The 16,244-nt window shown below is 68.9% G+C and carries 13 protein-coding genes; 5 read left to right on the forward strand and 8 right to left on the reverse strand.

Annotated features, from left to right (window positions below; genetic code table 11):
- Positions 1 to 11: 11 nt before the first annotated feature.
- Entirely contained in the window at positions 12 to 1,418 is a 1,407-nt protein-coding gene (locus NK1_RS08020; RefSeq protein ID WP_063007887.1) for a family 2B encapsulin nanocompartment shell protein, read from the reverse strand.
- Positions 1,419 to 1,807: 389 nt separating this feature from the next.
- Here NK1_RS08020 and NK1_RS08025 point away from each other — a divergent pair, with 389 nt between their 5' ends.
- Positions 1,808 to 4,759, forward strand: a complete 2,952-nt coding sequence (locus NK1_RS08025; protein WP_084460678.1) for an AMP-binding protein — start codon at positions 1,808 to 1,810, stop codon at positions 4,757 to 4,759.
- Between the two features lie 99 nt (positions 4,760 to 4,858).
- On the opposite strand, the gene rffA is transcribed toward NK1_RS08025, so the two are convergent.
- Entirely contained in the window at positions 4,859 to 5,995 is a 1,137-nt protein-coding gene (gene rffA, locus NK1_RS08030) for a dTDP-4-amino-4,6-dideoxygalactose transaminase (RefSeq protein WP_063007889.1), read from the reverse strand.
- Positions 5,985 to 7,007, reverse strand: coding sequence for a glycosyltransferase (locus NK1_RS08035; protein ID WP_063007934.1), 1,023 nt, complete (start codon positions 7,005 to 7,007; stop codon positions 5,985 to 5,987). The genes rffA and NK1_RS08035 overlap by 11 nt, the downstream gene beginning before the upstream one ends.
- Before the next feature lie 396 nt (positions 7,008 to 7,403).
- Here NK1_RS08035 and NK1_RS08040 point away from each other — a divergent pair, with 396 nt between their 5' ends.
- From NK1_RS08040 to NK1_RS08050, 3 genes are read left to right on the forward strand one after another with little or no spacing between them, the layout of a single operon-like run.
- A complete protein-coding gene (locus NK1_RS08040) occupies positions 7,404 to 9,626 on the forward strand; it encodes a hypothetical protein (RefSeq protein ID WP_063007935.1) in 2,223 nt (740 codons plus the stop codon).
- A complete protein-coding gene (locus NK1_RS08045; protein WP_245660390.1) occupies positions 9,623 to 10,111 on the forward strand; it encodes a GtrA family protein in 489 nt (162 codons plus the stop codon). Before NK1_RS08040 ends, NK1_RS08045 begins: the two co-directional genes overlap by 4 nt.
- Positions 10,112 to 10,121: 10 nt before the next feature.
- The gene (locus NK1_RS08050) at positions 10,122 to 10,343 is read left to right on the forward strand and encodes a Trm112 family protein (RefSeq protein WP_063007890.1); all 222 of its coding nucleotides are present in this window, start codon (positions 10,122 to 10,124) and stop codon (positions 10,341 to 10,343) included.
- Between the two features lie 25 nt (positions 10,344 to 10,368).
- Here NK1_RS08050 and NK1_RS08055 read toward each other — a convergent pair whose 3' ends face one another.
- The 3 genes from NK1_RS08055 to NK1_RS08065 are packed head-to-tail and all read right to left on the reverse strand — an operon-like array spanning position 10,369 to position 12,523.
- Entirely contained in the window at positions 10,369 to 10,992 is a 624-nt protein-coding gene (locus NK1_RS08055; protein ID WP_245660391.1) for a TetR/AcrR family transcriptional regulator, read from the reverse strand.
- 17 nt (positions 10,993 to 11,009) lie between these two features.
- Positions 11,010 to 11,795 carry an ABC transporter permease gene (locus NK1_RS08060; protein ID WP_063007892.1) on the reverse strand — a complete coding sequence of 262 codons (786 nt, stop codon included), beginning with the start codon at positions 11,793 to 11,795 and terminating at the stop codon, positions 11,010 to 11,012.
- A complete protein-coding gene (locus tag NK1_RS08065) occupies positions 11,792 to 12,523 on the reverse strand; it encodes an ABC transporter ATP-binding protein (protein WP_063007893.1) in 732 nt (243 codons plus the stop codon). Before NK1_RS08065 ends, NK1_RS08060 begins: the two co-directional genes overlap by 4 nt.
- 315 nt (positions 12,524 to 12,838) lie before the next feature.
- Between NK1_RS08065 and NK1_RS08070 the strand changes: the two genes are divergently transcribed.
- Positions 12,839 to 15,061: a winged helix-turn-helix domain-containing protein gene (locus NK1_RS08070; RefSeq protein WP_063007894.1), complete on the forward strand. Its 2,223-nt coding sequence runs from the start codon at positions 12,839 to 12,841 to the stop codon at positions 15,059 to 15,061.
- Between the two features lie 9 nt (positions 15,062 to 15,070).
- Here NK1_RS08070 and NK1_RS08075 read toward each other — a convergent pair whose 3' ends face one another.
- Together NK1_RS08075 and NK1_RS08080 are read right to left on the reverse strand one after the other, a co-directional pair.
- Positions 15,071 to 15,631, reverse strand: coding sequence for a hypothetical protein (locus NK1_RS08075; RefSeq protein WP_063007895.1), 561 nt, complete (start codon positions 15,629 to 15,631; stop codon positions 15,071 to 15,073).
- Positions 15,628 to 16,244 (reverse strand): PEP-utilizing enzyme (locus NK1_RS08080; RefSeq protein WP_245660392.1); only part of this gene is annotated, 617 nt, incomplete at its 5' end. The genes NK1_RS08075 and NK1_RS08080, both read right to left, overlap by 4 nt.

Raw genomic sequence — 16,244 nt, forward strand, 5'->3', positions numbered from 1 at the left:
CGCTCACCCCGTCAATCGCTCTGCCGGGCGACGGCCACATTGTCGAGAATGCCCAGCGCGTCCGGAACGAGCACCGCCGCCGAGTAATAGCAGCTGACCAGATACGAGATGATCGATTGATCGTCGATTCCCTTGAATCGCACGTTCAGGCTGGGTTCGTATTCGTCCGGAATTCCGGTCTGATGTAGTCCGATCACCCCCTGATCCTTTTCCCCCACGCGCATCGCCAGAATGGACGTGGTCTGCTTCTCGCTGACCGGTATCTTTCCGCACGGCAGTATCGGTACTCCCCGCCACGCGGGGACCCGGCGGCCCTGGATGTCGACCGGGTCCGGGTACAGGCCGAGTTTGTTGCATTCCCGGCCGAAGGCCGCGATCGCCTTCGGATGGGCGAGAAAGAACTTGGTACCGCGGCGCATGCTCAGCAGTTCGTCGAGATCGTCCGGCGTCGGCGGGCCCGATTCGGTGTAGATGCGCTGTTTCAGATCGCAATTGTTCAGCAGTCCGAAATCGGGGCTGTTGACCAGATCGTATTCGCGGCGCTCGTACAATGCCTCGATGGTCAACCGCAATTGCTGTTCGATCTGATTGTGTGGATCGTTGAACAGGTCGGCCACCCGGGTGTGCACGCGCAGCACGCTCTGCGCGGCGCTGAGTTCGTATTCGCGCGGCGAACTGTCGTAATCGACGAAGGTGCCGTCGAGCAGCGGTTCGCCGATATGCCCGGAAGTGATCTCGATATTCGCCTCACCGTATTTGTTCTGCGGTCGCACCGGTGACTGCGCCACCCGGGACAGGTGTTCGCCGAGGAGCGGCGCCTGGTCCACCAGGCGGTCGAATGCCGTGCGCGGCAACGTGAGCAGCGTGACCGGCGTGACCGTCTTCACCGTCACGGGCCAGATGGCATCACGGTCGGTGAGCAGGGAGTCGCCGAAGTAGTCACCGTCGCCGAGCATGCCGAGTTTGGTGGATTCGCCGTATTCGCCGGTGCCGATCTTGCTGAGTTTGCCGTGCACGATCAGCATCAGCTGATCGACCGGATTGCCGAATTCGGCGAGCACCGTCCCGGGCTCGAGGTCGCGCTGAATGAATTGCCCGGCCATCGCCGCGAGGATCTCCTCGTCGTCGAGGTCGCGCAACGCCGGCAATTCCTGTAGTTCCAGCGGGATGACATGGGCGTGCGAGCCGTCGATGACGAATTCCACCTCGCCGTTGCCCACGGTGTGGGTGAGGCGGCGGTTGACCCGGTAGATACCGCCCTCGACCTGGGTCCACGGCAGCATGCGGGTCAGCCAGCGCGAGGATATGCCCTGCATCTGGGGTTCGGATTTGGTGGTGTGGGCCAGTTGATGGGCGGCGGCGGTGGACAGGGATTTGCGGTCGTGGTTGTCGGTCTGGGCGGGAAGTTCGAGAGTCATCTGCGGTCCTCACCTGGGGATTGGCGATGGATGCGGACAGCGCCGAACACTGACTTCGGCACGCGAACACGCGGACACGAAACCGATCGGCACCGGTTTCCGCCACCGGAGGAGAAGGGGAGTCGGGACTGGCCTGGCGAACTAGACATCTGATCGAATAGTCATGCGCTACAACGGCGTTCCGTGAACCATGGTAGGGCACGGCCGGTGCTGCGCGACCATATTCGCGAAAACTCTGTGCCGGCCGCCGCACACGCACCCCGTCCGTGCGCAACCTGTGATCGCGGATGGGACCGATCACAACGGGGCCGCAGTAGGCTGTCGATGTGGCAGGCTCGACCCGCACGCAGGGGGCGTGAAGGCGTGAGCGCAGGGCACAAGGGCTGGGAGTGGTTGTGAAATTCGATACGAGAACCCTGACGGGGCCGGCGCGGCGGTTGATGGCGACCGCGCAGAACGGTCTCGAGGTCATCCGTTTCGGCGGCCTCGCCCACGATGTGGAGTCCTCGCCTTTCGAGGTCACCGAGCGTAAGCGGATGTACCGGCTGCGCCACTACTTCCCCGACGATCCGGCCGCGGACCGGCCCGTCGCGCTGCTGGTGCCGCCGCTGATGGTCAATGCCGACATCTACGACGTCAACGCCGAGGGCGGCGCCGTCGGCATCCTGCATCGCGCCGGAATCGATTGCTGGGTGCTGGATTTCGGCTCACCGGCCACCGAGGAGGGCGGCTGGCAGCGCGATCTGGCCGACCATGTCCTCGCCCTGTCGAGCGCGATCGACACCGTCAACGAACTGACCGGCCGTGGCGTGCACCTGATGGGGTACTCGCAGGGTGGCATGTTCGCCTATCAGGCCACAGCGTTCCGCTACGGCAAGGGCGTGCAGAGCATCGTCACCTTCGGCAGCCCGGTCGACATCGTGGCGGGCCTGCCGTTCGGGCTGCCCTACGGGCTGGTGTCGGAGGTCGCCGATTTCGTCGCCGACCACGTCCTGACCCGGCTGCCGATCACCGATGCCATGGTGCGCGTCGGCTTCCAGTTGCTCGATCCGGTGAAGACGGCGAAGGCCCGGATCGACTTCCTGCGCCAGCTGCACGACCGAGAGGCGTTGCTGCCCAAGGAACGTCAGCGCCGCTTCCTCGAACACGACGGCTGGGTGGGCTATTCCGGACCGGCGGCCGCCGATCTGCTCAAGCAGTTCGTCGCACACAACCGGATGATGTCCGGCGGCTTCGTCATTCGTGATCAGCCGATCTCGCTGGCCGAGGTGAAATGCCCCATCCTCGCCTTCGTCGGTGAGGTCGACGACATCGGCCAGCCGGCGGCGGTGCGCGGTATCGTGCGCGCGGCGCCCAATGCCGAGGTCTACGAGGCCACCCTGGTCGCCGGGCATTTCGGCCTCGTGGCGGGCAGTACCGCCACCAACCAGACCTGGCCGCTGGTGCGCGACTGGGTGAACTGGCTGGGCGGGCACGCCGAACTGCCCGAACAGATCGCGCCCATGCACGAGCACATCGCCGCCGACCGCCAGTCCACCGCCGCCACCCGCGTCGTGCACACCGCGGCCACCCTGGCCGAAGCCGGCGCCGGAATCGGCGCGGCGTTCGGCAGTCTGGCCGGAAACGCCCTGCGCGGATCGAAGGAGCTGACGGGTGAGGCTGCCCGGGCGCTGCCCCGGCTGACCCGGCTCGGCATGATTCAGCCGCACACCCGGATCTCGCTGGGCCGCCTGCTCGCCGAACAACAGCGCAGCGCGCCGATGCGTGAGCTGTTCCTCTTCGACGACCGGGTGCACACCCACGCCGCGGTCGGCGCCCGCATCGACAATGTGGTGCGCGGGCTGATCTCGGCGGGCGTACGCCCCGGCACCCGCGTCGGGGTGCTGATGGAAACCCGGCCGAGTGCGCTGGCCTCGGTCGCGGCGCTCTCGCGGATCGGGGCGGTGGCGGTGCTGCTGGCCCCCGGCGGCGATACCGCGCGGGCGGTCGAATCGACCGGAACCACGGTGATCGTGGCCGATCCCGAGAATCTGCGGGCTGCGGCCGCCGCCGGAACCCGGGTCCTGGTGCTCGGTGGCGGCAATGCCCGCACGCTCGACATCCCGGACGGCGCCGATGTGGTCGACCTGGAGCAGGTCGACCCGGCGGCGGTGGCGTTGCCGGGCTGGTTCCGCCCCGATCCCGGGGTGGCGCGCGAGCTGGCGTTCATCCTGGTCACCGGTACGGGCGACAAACTCGACCTGAAATACATCACCAACCATCGGTGGGCGCTGTCGGCCTTCGGCACCGCCACGGCGGCCGACCTCGACCGCCGCGATACGGTGTATTGCCTTGCGCCGCTGCACCATTCGTCGGGACTGCTGGTGAGTCTGGGCGGCGCGGTGGCCGGCGGCAGCCGGATCGCGCTGGCCCGGTCGCTGGATCCGCCCAGCTTCGCCGCGGAGGTGCACCGCTACGGGGTCACCGTCGTCACCTACACCTGGACCATGCTGCGCGACATCCTCGACGCCGACACCTTCCCCGCCGGCCATTCGCATCCGATCCGGCTGTTCATCGGCTCCGGTATGCCGGCCGGTCTGTGGCGGCGCACCACGGAACGGTTCGCCCCCGCGCGGGTGCTGGAGTTCTACGCCTCCATCGAGGGCGATGTGGTGCTCGCGAATGTGGCGGGGGTGAAGATCGGCTGCAAGGGCCGCCCGGTGCCGGGCACGGCGAAGGTGGAACTGATCTCCTACGATCCGATCGCCGAGCAGATCGTCACCGACACAAGGGGTTTCGCGCGCCGCGCCGCCGACAACGAGGTGGGCCTGCTGATCGGGCGGGCGGCCGACACCGTCGACATCTCCCGCGGCGGCCTGCGCGGGGTCTTCAGCGCCGGTGACGCCTGGATGCCGACGGAGAATCTGTTCCGCCGCGACAGCGACGGCGACTACTGGCTGATGGACCGCCGCGACACCGTCATCGCGACCGCGCGCGGGCCGGTCTACACCCAGCCGATCGTGGACGCGCTCAACGACATCGCGGCCGTCGACATGGAGGTCGCGTTCGGCCGCCGTACCCCGAGCACCACGCTCGCGGTCGCGGTGGTGAGCGTGCGCGCGGGCCACCGCCTGGAACCCGCCGACGTCACCGAGGGCCTGCGCGCCCTCGACCCCGCCCAGCGACCCGATGTCGTGCAGGTGGTGGACGAGATTCCGCGCAGCTCCAGCTTCCGTCCCGCCACCCACGCGGCGCGGTCGGCACTTCGCCTCGAACCGAACGAGAACACCTGGTACTACAACCGGGATTCGGAAGCCTACGAGGTGCTCACCCCCGAGGTAGCGGCCGCTCTGCTGGGTTAGGGGCTAGGAGGTTGCGGCGGAACCGGGCGTATGCGGCGCCCGTTTCGGCCCGTCTACAGCCGGTCCGGCACGTTCTTCGCGGGTGTGGTCTCCGCGAGCTCACACGGTGAAAGCCGTGACCGTTTCGATCACCCGCGCGACCTGCTGATCGCTCAGATCCGGCCACAGCGGCAGGCGCAGCAGGGTCGCCGAGAAGTCGTCGGTGCGCGGGCAGGGCACCGTGGTGCGGCCGAGTTTCTGCCCGGCCGGGCTGGAGTGCAGCGGCACGTAGTGGAACGGGGCCGAAATGCCTTGTTCGCGAAGGTATCCGATCAATGCGTCGCGGGCGTCCTCGGTCGGGGTGCGCAGGTAGTACAGATGCGCGGTGTGCTCGCGATCCTCGGGGACCTGCATCAGCCGCACGTCGTTGCGCGCGGCCCACTCCGGCAGAGCGGCGGCGTAGGCGTTCCACACCCGCACGCGCCCGGCCTGGATCCGGTCGAATTCGGCCAGCTGCGCATCGAGCACCGCGGCATTCAACTCACTGGGAAGATAACTCGATCCGATGTCCTGCCAGGAGTACTTGTCGACCGCCCCGCGCAGGAACCGGGCCCGGTCGGTGCCCTTCTCGCGGATGATCTCGGCGCGCCCCATGAGGATCTCGTCGGTGAGCAGGATGGCCCCGCCCTCACCGCAGTGCACGTTCTTGGTGTCGTGGAAGCTGAGCGCGCCCACGGTGCCGATCGTGCCCAGCGACCGTCCGCGCCACCGGCCGCCGAGGCCGTGCGCGGTGTCCTCGACGACGGCCAGGCCGTGCGCCTCGGAGATCTCGAGCAGCCGGTCCATATCGGCGCCGACGCCGCCGTAGTGGATGACCACGATCGCCTTGGTGCGTTCGGTGACCGCGGCGGCCACCGACTCCGGATCGAGGTTGCCGCGCTCGTCGATATCGGCGAAGACACAGGTGGCCCCACGCATCGCGACCGCGGTGGCGGTGGAGGTGAAGGCGAAACTGGGGACGATCACCTCGTCGTCGGGACCCAGTTCGAGCAGCAGCCCGGCCATCTCCAGCGCGTGGGTGCACGAGGTGGTCAGCAGGGCATGCGCAGCGCCGGTGATGGCGCGCAATTTCGCCGTCGCGGCCGCGGTGAACGGCCCGTCACCGTGACTGTGGTCCGACGCCAGGACGGCGGCCAGATTCGTCAGCTCGGCCTGGGCGCGGTAGGGACGGCTGAAGAGGATGCGGTCAGTGCTCACCCGGATTGTGTCCCCCGATTGCTGCGGCCGTGGTCGGAACCCGCGCCTCGACGTGCGGACGCGGTGTCGGGGAATCTACCGTCAGATACAGCGGTTTGCCCACCAGCACGTGCAACGCCACACCCAGATACTCCGCGATCAGGCCGAGTGAGAACAGGATCGCACCGGAGACCAGCAGCAGCACCACGATGATCGAGGCCCAGCCCTCGGGGTCGTGACCGTTGCCGAACAGGGCGTTCCAGATCACCACCGCGGCCATCACGGCACCACCGGCGGCCAGGGTCACGCCCAGCATGCTCACCAGGCGCAGGCCGCGAGTTCCGCTGCACAGCACCATCTTCCAGAACAGTGAGAACAACCGGCGGTAGTTGTATCCGGACTCTTCGCGGCCCTCCGCGCGCAGCACCACCGGCGCCTGCGCGGTGTTGTCCACCACCCAGGTCAGCGCCACGTCCAGATACACCCCGTTGGAGGCGACCTCGGCCAGCTGACGGCCGATATCGCCGCGGATCAGCCGGTAACTTTCGAAGCGGGTGGAATCGGGGAAGGCGAAGACCGTCGCCAGCACCACCTTGGCGCCGCGCGAGGTGAGGTTGCGCAGCAGCCCGTGCGGGCGGGTGTTGGTCGGCTTCGAATAGACCAGATCCGCGCGCTGGGCGAGCGCGGTGTCGAGGAAGGCGCCGACGAATCCCGGATCGTGTTGTCCGTCTTCGTCCATCGTGACGATCCACTCGCCACGGGCGGCGGCCATCCCGGCGATGGTGGCCGCGTCCTGACCGAAGTTGCGGCTCAGCCAGATGACCCGCACCTGCGGGTATTCGGCGGCCAGCCGCTGCAGCACGACGTCGGAACGGTCGGGGCCGTGGTCGTGGACCAGCACGATCTCCTCGACCGCGAAACGGTTGCCCTCCGGCGTCGCCGAGGACTGCGACAAATCGTGCAGTTCGGCGACCAATCCAGCGATGGTCTGCTCCCCGCGATACACCGGGATCACCACCGAGACCGCATGCACCCGCTCGCCGCCGCCGGTGACCGGGAGGTGAACATCCGGTGTCGGAGCCTGCCCGGCGGCAGGGGAATGTGCGGTTGCGGACGGAATCGGCATCAGCTGGTTCGACTTTCGATGACGGTGCGCACCGGAACTCCTCACCTGTATCCAGAGCCCGAATCGGGGTGAACTCTAACACGCTGCTGGTCACCGGCTTCGGCTCCGCGAGCGGGCGGCGGTTGCGGGTGCGGTGCCCGCGAGCGCGCGGGCGGGTAGGGTCTGTCAATCGTGGTGGAAAGTGCAGTGTCGACGACGGCGCTCGCGGAGCCCGGGGAGGATCGGCGCGATGTCGCCGTCGATGATGGGCGGCCCGCCGCTCCCCGGCCCGAGCAGAGTGCCGCGGGGCATCCGCGGCGGATCGTGTTCCGATGGGGAGCGATCACCGCACTCGGGGTTGTTGCCGGCTATATCGCGGTGCTGCTGGCCAACGCGCGGCACTTCTACACCGACGACACCGAATCCCAGTACACCCCGCTGTGGGTGATGCTCGGCCGGCATCTGCGCGAGGGCCATCTGCCGCTGATGGTGCCCGAACAGTGGATGACCGGGAACTACACCATGGAAGAGGCGGGCCTGTTCAATCCGCCGCAGCTGCTGATCGATCTGATCGCGCCCTCGGTGGACAATCTCGCGCTGCTGGCGACGGTCGTCAAACTGATCTTCTCGATCATCGCCGCACTCGGCGTGTACCGGGTCTGCCTGGTCTACGGCAGCCGCGCGTCGTGGGCCGCCGTGGCGGGCATCGCCTTTCCGCTCTCGGGCTGGTTCCTGTTCTTCGACGAGGCCAGCTGGGTCACCTCGCTGACCGGCACCGCCTGGATGCTGCACGCCTGGGCCAGTGCCGTGCGGTATGCCCGCGGCCCGGCCGGTGACCGGTCGCGCTACGGCGGCACCCGCGGTTACGGGCCGATTCCGTTGTTCGTCTTCCTGTATCTGGCGATTTCGGTCGAATACGTCTTTCCGGCCGTCGAGGCGGCGCTGATGCTGGTGGCCGTCGCGGTGGGAGAGCTTGTCGTGCAGCGCGCCTGGCGGCCGGTGCTGCGGGTGGCGGTGGTCGCGGCCGCGGCCGGTATGGCCGGTTTGATGACGTATCTGCCGAGCATGCTGTCCGCGACGGTGAGCTGGCGGGGCAACTCCCAGATCAACAACGACCGGTTCCTGACGGTGCCGTGGTCGGAATCGCTGAACGCCAGCCTGCCGTCGGCGATGCCGGCGTTCACCTCGTGGTGGGGATATGTGCAGCCGCTGCCGGTCACCTATATCGCGTGGTTCCTGATTCCGGCGCTGGCCTTCGTCGACTGGAATCGCGCGCGCCGGGTCTGGCGGGAACTGATCTCGGTGGCGCTGTTCGCGATCATGTTCCTGATGTGGACGGCCGGGCCGGGGACGGTCGGCCCGCTGCGCTGGCCGGCGCGGGTGCTGCCGATGGTGGCGGTCGGCCTGCTGATCCTGGTCTGCGTACTGCTGGGCCGGTTCGGCACGGTGCGCGACTGGCGCCCGCGCGCGGTGGCGGCGGCGGTGCTGATCGGATTGCTCTGGGTGCGAACGTTTTCCGCCGACCCGCACCACATCTGGTGGCATGTGCTCTCCGCGCTCGCGGTCGCGGCGGTGGGCGCCGGCGTGGTGTGGTTGTGGGCGCAGCGCGGAAGCGGGGCGGCCGCGCTGGCGACTGCCATCGCCATGCTCCCCATCGCCTACCTGCAGGTGTCTCTGGTGCAGCCGACGCCGATGGGCTGGAATCTGCCCGTGCACCGCTCCGAGGCGGAGGCGGCGTTCCCGGCCTTCGACGGCGTCACCATCCAGCTCGGCGACCGCGGGCTGCTGCAGCCGCAGGACAAGAGCCTGCGGGGTGCCTACGGATCGCTGGCGTTCGGCAACTTCGCCAAGGACGTGCATCGCAACTACGTCAACGGCTACACACCCAACGGGCACTACTGGTTCGGCGAGATGCTGTGCATGCGCTGGGATTCCAGCGTCTGTCCGGACTCGTTCCGGCGGCTGTTCACCCCCGAGCCGTCCACCGGGGTCGCCCCGGTCGACCTGATGAAACTCGACCGGGTGGTCCTGCAGCGCGCCATGTACCCGGAGCTGGGCAATCAGCCCGCCCCGCCGGGCTGGAAGTGGGTCGACCATCCGGGCCACGAACGCTACATCTGGGTGCTCGAGCGTGAGCAGGGCCTGGTTTCCACCCAGAACGGCCGCATCTCCGACGCACACGACGTGCAGGCGAGTTCGCTGTCGGAGACGGACCGCACCAGCCGGATACGTGTGAGCTCACCCGACGGCGGGCGTGTGGTCCTCGCGCGGCTGAACTGGCCCGGCTATCGCGCCACCCTCGACGGACATGAGCTGCCGATTCGTGAGGTCGCGAAATCGATTGTCGCCGTAGATATTCCGGCGGGAACCCGCGATGTCACGCTGGAGGTCTCCTGGGAACCGCCGGGCTGGCGTATCGGTGTCGCCGCCGCGGCCGGCGGCCTGGTGCTGTTGGCGGTGATGCAGTGGCTCTACCTGCGTTCCCGGCGGCGTCCTGGCGAATCCGGCGAACCGGTGAAGCAGGAAGCCGCGGACGTGGTGTCGTGAGCGTCGGTGCGGACGGAGCGGCGGCGCGGGTGGCGGGGGAGCCGGACGCCCCGCCGCCGGGTCTGCTGCTGCGACTGATCCGCCGCCAGGAGATCGCCTTCGCCGCGGTCGGCGCGGCCAACACGCTGCTGGGCATGGTGCTGACGGTGATGTGGCTGAAGCTGCTGCCCGGCGGCTGGCCGCCCGCGGTGGCGGTGGCGCTGGCCTACGCGATCAGCATCGTGTTCGCCTTCTTCGCCCATCGCACCCTGGTCTTCCGGGTGCGCGGTCACCTGCTCGCCGACTTCCTGCGATTCGTCGCCGTGAACTCCGGCGGGCTGATACTGAACATGGCCGGCGTGCAGCTGGCGGTCGGGGTGTTCGACCTGCCGGAGACTCCCGCGACGGTCGTGGTGATGGGTCTGGTGGCGGTGCTCAGCTTCTTCGGGCATCGGCACATCTCGTTCCGGCGGGCGGCGCGGCCCGCGGATCAGACGGGCGGGTAGGTTGTCGGATATGGCGGAGCAAACCCTGGACCCGACGTTGTTGAGCCTGCTGGCATGTCCGGAGGACAAGGGGCCGTTGTCGCTGGTCCGCGACGCGGACGGCAACAGCGTGCTCTACAACCCGCGCCTGCGCCGTGCCTACCCGGTCGACAACGGTATCCCGGTGCTGCTGGTCGACGAGGCCCGTGCGGTCGGCGACGCCGAGCACGAGGCCTTCACCGCCCAGGACTGAGTCCCGCCGCCCGGCGGTGCGCAGGCTAGCCGCCGGTGACGGGCAATTCGCCCGTCAGATAACGCTGGATCGTCGGCCCGACCGTCGCGGCCAGCTCGTCCAGCGGCATCGATGCCACGGGTTCGACCTGCAGAATCATGCGCGCGACGAGCAGTCCGACCATCTGCGACACGGCGAGGACCACTCGCGTGGTGCCGGTGCCCGGCGGCGAATCCACTTTCTCCCGAACGTCTTTCAGCGCGACCTCGAGCAGGAAGCTGCGCGCCAGTGCGGCGTCCCCGCCCGCGAGGATGCCCCGGAAGGCCGCGACCGCGTGCTCTCCCACCGAGGAATCCCACGCGCCGACCACGGTCCGGACCACGGTCTCGCCCAGCCGGTCGAGTTCGGCGGCCCGGATCGGCGCGCGGATCATCTCCGGATCGATCGGCAGATTCAATGTGGCGGAGAACAATTGCTGTTTGGTGCCGAAGTAGTGATGCACCAGCGCGGGATCGACTCCCGCCGCGCCCGCGATCGAGCGGATCGACGCCTTGTCGAATCCGACCTCGGCGAAGCGGGTGCGCGCCGCGTCCAGAATCGCCTCCCGCGTACCCGATTCGCCGGCTCGCCGCCCGCTGCGCCCGCTCACCCGATCGGTCACGTCGCTCACGTCGTGCGCCCGACCGCTCATGCCGTGCGACGGCGGAGGGTGGCGGCGCCCAAAGTCAGTGCGACAGCGGCGAATGCGGCGACGATGCCCAGGTCTCGCCACATCGCGGCGGTCGCGCCCGGGTTCCGGGAGACCTCCTGCAGCGCGTCGACCGCATAGCTGAGCGGCAGCACGTCGCTGATGATCTCCAGCCAGCGCGGCAGTTGATCGCGCGGGACCAGCAGGCCGCAGAGGAAGAACTGCGGGCCCACCACCAGCGGCATGAACTGCACGGCCTGGAATTCGGTGCGCGCGAAGGCACTGGCCAGCAGCCCCAGCGCCACGCCCAGCACCGCGTCGACCACGGCGATCAGCAGCACCAGCCAGGCGCTGCCCGCGGCCTGTAATCCCAGCAACCAGAAGGAGACCAGACACGCCAGGCCCGCCTGCGCCGCCGCGGCGACGGAGAACGCGGTGCCGTATCCGCCCAGCAGATCCAGCTTCGACAGCGGTGTCGTCATCAGCCGCTCCAGCGTGCCCGAGGTCCGCTCGCGCTGCATGGCGATCGCGGTGATCAGGAACATCACGATGAAGGGCAGGATGCCCAGCATGCTGATCCCGACGCGGTCGAACAGCGACGGCACGCCGGGCATCGTCGGCGTCTCGTGATAGACGAAATACAGCAGTGCCATGAGCAAAGTCGGCACCAGCAGCAGCATGGCGACGGTGCGCCGGTCGGCGCGCAACTGACGCAGGATGCGCGCCGAGGTCGCGGTGTAGCAGCGCAGCGGCCGGCGTGACGGCGGGGCGAATGTCGTTGTCATCGCGGCTGTCCCATCGTGATGAGGGCGAGAAATGCGTTCTCCAAACTGGTTTCGCCGGTGTCGGCGCGCAGTTTGTCGGGGGTGAGCTGGGCCAGGAGGTGGCCGTCGCGCATGAGCAGTAGCTGGTCGCAGTGCTCGGCCTCGTCCATGACATGACTCGACACCACGAGTGTGCGGCCCTGCCCGGCGAGTTCGTGGAACTGCTTCCACAGTTCGGCCCGCAGCACCGGATCCAGCCCCACGGTCGGCTCGTCGAGGACCAGCAGTTCCGGATCGGCGACCAGCGCACACGCCAGCGACACCCGGGTCCGCTGCCCGCCGGAGAGCTGATTGCCCCGATGCCGGCCGTGCGGGGTCATGCCGACCTGGTCGATCGCCGCGTGCACCGCCTTCGTGTCGCGGCCGTAGAGCGCCGCGAAATAGGAGACGTTCTCCACCACGCTGAGGTCGTCGTAGATACTCGGCGCCTGCGTGACGTACCCGATGCGGGACCGCAAACCGCGGCTGCCGGCCTCCTCGCCGAGTACCCGCACGCTGCCGGCCTGGATCAGCTGGGTGCCGACGATGCTGCGCATCAGTGTGGTCTTCCCGCAGCCGGAGGGGCCGAGCAGACCGGTGATGCTGCCCGCCGGGACGGTCAGCGAAATATCGTGCAGCACTTCATGTCCCCCGCGCCGCACCCGCAGGTGCTCGACGGTGATCGCCGGGGACGAATCGGAGTTCGCCACGGTCCACCTCTCAGCTCGCACGACCGGCGAGATTATTCACCGAGCGTTGAATTCATTGTGTGTTGAATTCTGCCCCCGGTGTGGGCGCGGCGCAAGCCTCGCGGCGGACCGGATACGTCGATCACGGTCCGGGCAGATGATCGTGACCGGTTCGATACCGCTCGTGAGCGGGCTCGGGTTGGTATCGTTATCCGGGATCACGGCGTATTCGTCGACATTCGGGGAGTTGGATTCGCGCGACGAATGGTGCAGCGCGGCACGGCCTGATCGGTTCTCTCGGTCGCCATCGGGGCGCAGTGTGAAAGTGATTGGCGCATGAGGCACGAACACCCGCTTTCTCCTCCCGGCTCTGCCGCACCGTCCGGCCCCGCCTTCGTCGGGCGTGGCGACGACGTCGACACCCTGCGCAGGCTCCTCGGTGAACAGTCGGCCCGATTGCTGACCCTGATCGGCCGCGCCGGCGTCGGGAAGTCTCGATTGGCGCGAGAAGTGCTGTGGTACAGCGAATTTCGCGACCGGCTGATCGGATTCCTGGATGCCGCGCCCGGTACCGCGACGGTCGAGCCGCGGCAGGTGGCGTCCGCGTTCTCCGAGCTCGCGGGGGTGATCGGGGCCGAGGCGCGAATCGTCCTGCTGGACAATTGCGATCCCGTCGCGCGGGAACTGGCGCCCCACGTAGGACAGTTGCTCGATCGGTGTCCGCAGGTGCGGATCGTGGTGACCAGCCGTGAGGCGCTGCGCCTGCCGCAGGAGTACGTGGTCCTGGTGCGGCCGCTGGCGGTCGATACCGGTCTGCTGAACTACGACCCGGGATCCTCGCCGGCCTCGCGATTGCTGCTGGCGAGTATCGACAGCCACTACCGGCGGATGCATTCCCTGGCCGATCGCCTGGTGCTCGACGAGATCGTGCGGGAACTCGACGGTGTCCCATTGGCGCTGGAGCTGGCCGCCGCCGAGATCGCGCGGGTCGGCCCGGCGCGTGCGCTGCGGCGGATCAAGGCGGGGGTGGACCTGCAGTCCCCGGCGCTGGGGTCGGCTCCGACCCGGCACCGCACCATGCACGATGCGGTCGAGTGGACGATCGGGGACCTCGACGCGCACGTGGTCGACCTGCTGCTGCGGCTGTCACTGTTCGAAACGCCCTTCGACATCGAACTCGCCTACCGGGTGAGTGTGCTGGATCGCGGTCGCACCACGGCGGCACTCGATGTGCTGTTCGAGCGCGGGCTGATCCATCGCGTCGAATCCGGAACCGATGTCGGCAGTTGCCGGGTGGGCGCCACGGTGCGCAGCTACTGCCGCCGGGTCGATGCGGCCGATCCGGCGCGCGCGGCCCGGTTGCGCGCGGAGTTCGCCGAGCGCGTGCTCGACGCCGGGGCGCGCACGAACCGGCGGGCGGCTCCGGACAGTCTGCTCACGACGATCAACCAGTTGATCGCGGTGGGGCAGGCCGAACGCGCGATCGAAACGATCGCGCTCCTGGATCCGGTGTGGTCGCAGCACGGGCGGGTGCGTGAGCTGGAGACGGTGCTGTCCGGACTTCTGGCGCCGGGCGCCGAGCCGCTCGCCGGAGTGTCGGCCGCGCTGTGCCGGGAATTGCTGGGGCTGTGGGCATTACGCACCGACCGGTTGCATCGCGCGATGCGAATGCTGACCGCGGCGGGGCACGGCTACCGCGAGGCCGGCGACGAATTCCGGGCCGCCCGGACGGGAGTGCCGCTCGCCGCCGCGCTGTGCGCACTGGGTGACGCGGAATCGGCACGGGACTGCCTGCGGCTGTCGTCGCGATTCGCGGGCAGACTGAGCGAACGGTTCGCCGACTGGATGTGGATCACCGAAGCCCTGGCCGGCCTTCCGGCCGGCGCCGAGGGCTGGGACGAGGTGGCAGCCCGGATCCGGCGCTGCGCCGGATCGATTCGCCTGCCGGCGCTGAATTCGCTGGCGCGCAGTCAGATCGCGGGGCCGGCACCGGACCGATCGCTGGCGGTCTACCGGGAGGTGCTCGCGGACGAGGGGATCGCCGACGAAGTGGTGACGGCCGTGATCGCGATCGAAGGCTGTGCCCGGGTCTACGACCGGGCCGGGGCCGCCCACCACGAGCATTCGGCACGACTGTGGCTGGCGGCGCGGCGATTGCGCGCCCGGCACAGCATTCCGCAGCTCGATCCGGAAGATGTGCCCGGATCGGTTCATCGCCTTCGAACGATGCTGGGGCCGGAGCGGTTTCGGGAGATCGCCGCGCAGGTGAACCACTGGACGGTGGCCGATGCCGCCGCCTGTTCGCTGTCGGCTCCGGCCACCCTCGAACCGGCGGACTCCCGGCTGGATGTGCTGACCGCGCGCCAGCGCGAGATCGCCGAGTTGGTGGCGACCGGAATGACCAACCGCATGATCGCCAAGCGGCTGAACCTCTCGGAATGGACCGTGGTCAACCACATCCGCCAGATCATGCAGAAGCTGGATTGCCGCTCCCGCCTGCACGTCGCGCTGGTCGTGCAGGGCGACGATCACGCGGTGGCCGCCGACTCGCCGCAGTAGCCGGCACGGCTACCGGCAGTCGGCCACCAGTCGCAGATCACGATGGAGCAGATGCCACACCGTGTGGTAGCTGTCCCGCAACGGCGAGGCGACACTGTCGAGATCGCCGGACTCGATGAGCGCCACCACGGTCGCGAACCGTGCCGGGTAGTCGTCCCACAGCGGCAGGGCGTCGCCGATCGCGGTGAGTAGATCGGCGACCTCGCCGTGCAGGTCGAGCACACCGCGCGCGGTCACCGGACCGCGATCGCGCTGAAATGCCGTCACCGCGTTCTTGATTCGCGGATCGGCCTGTTCGAACCGATCGAGCAGGGCGGCGATGTGGTCCCGCCCGGCAGGCGACAGGTGACGGCAGACGGCGTTCAGCTCCACCTCGGCCGCGTGTTCGCCCGCCGGGGTGAGCGTGATCATGTCGCCGCGCGGGGTCGGGACCTGCTTGAACAGCGTCGAATCGGTCAGCGGTGCGTCCGCACCGAAATGGTCGGCGGCCAGCCACCCGGCGACGCGCAGGGTGTGCAGGACTCGGGTGCGCCGGGGTATCACCACGAGCGCATCGTCGGCGGTGGTCATCGTTGCGTCTCCGATCTGGGGGACAAGGTTTCTCGGATCGCCAGCAGGGTGCAGACGAAGCGCCGCTGCGCGGGTGATGTCACCACCACGTAGCGCAACGGGATGTCGGGCAGCTCGGCGAGCCACGGCCGGTCGGCGGGTCCGGCGCCGCAGACGAAGGCGATCGGCGAGCGAGCCCCCGCGCGGCAGGCGAGGTCGGGATCGGCGGTGACAACGAGACCGTCGCCCGCGCTGTCCGCCGCCGCGTTCGGCAACTCGTCCAGCGAGTCGACCACGGTCGTGCGCAGCGGTTCCCCGATCAGATCCGACGGCCACGGCGGCGCGTGCCCCTCGACCGCCGGAACCAGCCCGTGCCAGATCCGGCCCGTGGTCCCGCAGACCGTGACCAGTTCGCCGCCGGCCCGCGCCGGCCACTCCGGATCGACGAACCGGGCACCGACCACGGCCGGTTTTCCGAGTTCGCGCGCCACGACCGCCGCGTGCGAACCGGACCCGCCTTCCTGGGTCACCACGGCGGTCGCGTGCAGCATGCCCGCGAAGTCCTCGGGCTCGGTGGACGGCCGCAGCAGCACCGTCGGCGCACCGGCCGCGGCGAGCACGGCCGCGGTGTCGC

The organism is Nocardia kruczakiae NBRC 101016 (assembly GCF_001612965.1).
GTDB lineage: Bacteria > Actinomycetota > Actinomycetes > Mycobacteriales > Mycobacteriaceae > Nocardia > Nocardia kruczakiae.

Excerpts from the sequence above, each read along its gene's own strand:
- NK1_RS08020 (WP_063007887.1), bottom strand. The coding sequence starts at position 1,418 with ATGACTCTCGAACTTCCCGCCCAGACCGACAACCACGACCGCAAATCC.
- NK1_RS08050 (WP_063007890.1), top strand. The coding sequence starts at position 10,122 with ATGGCGGAGCAAACCCTGGACCCGACGTTGTTGAGCCTGCTGGCATGT.
- NK1_RS08060 (WP_063007892.1), bottom strand. The coding sequence starts at position 11,795 with ATGACAACGACATTCGCCCCGCCGTCACGCCGGCCGCTGCGCTGCTAC.
- NK1_RS08070 (WP_063007894.1), top strand. The coding sequence starts at position 12,839 with ATGAGGCACGAACACCCGCTTTCTCCTCCCGGCTCTGCCGCACCGTCC.
- NK1_RS08075 (WP_063007895.1), bottom strand. The coding sequence starts at position 15,631 with ATGACCACCGCCGACGATGCGCTCGTGGTGATACCCCGGCGCACCCGA.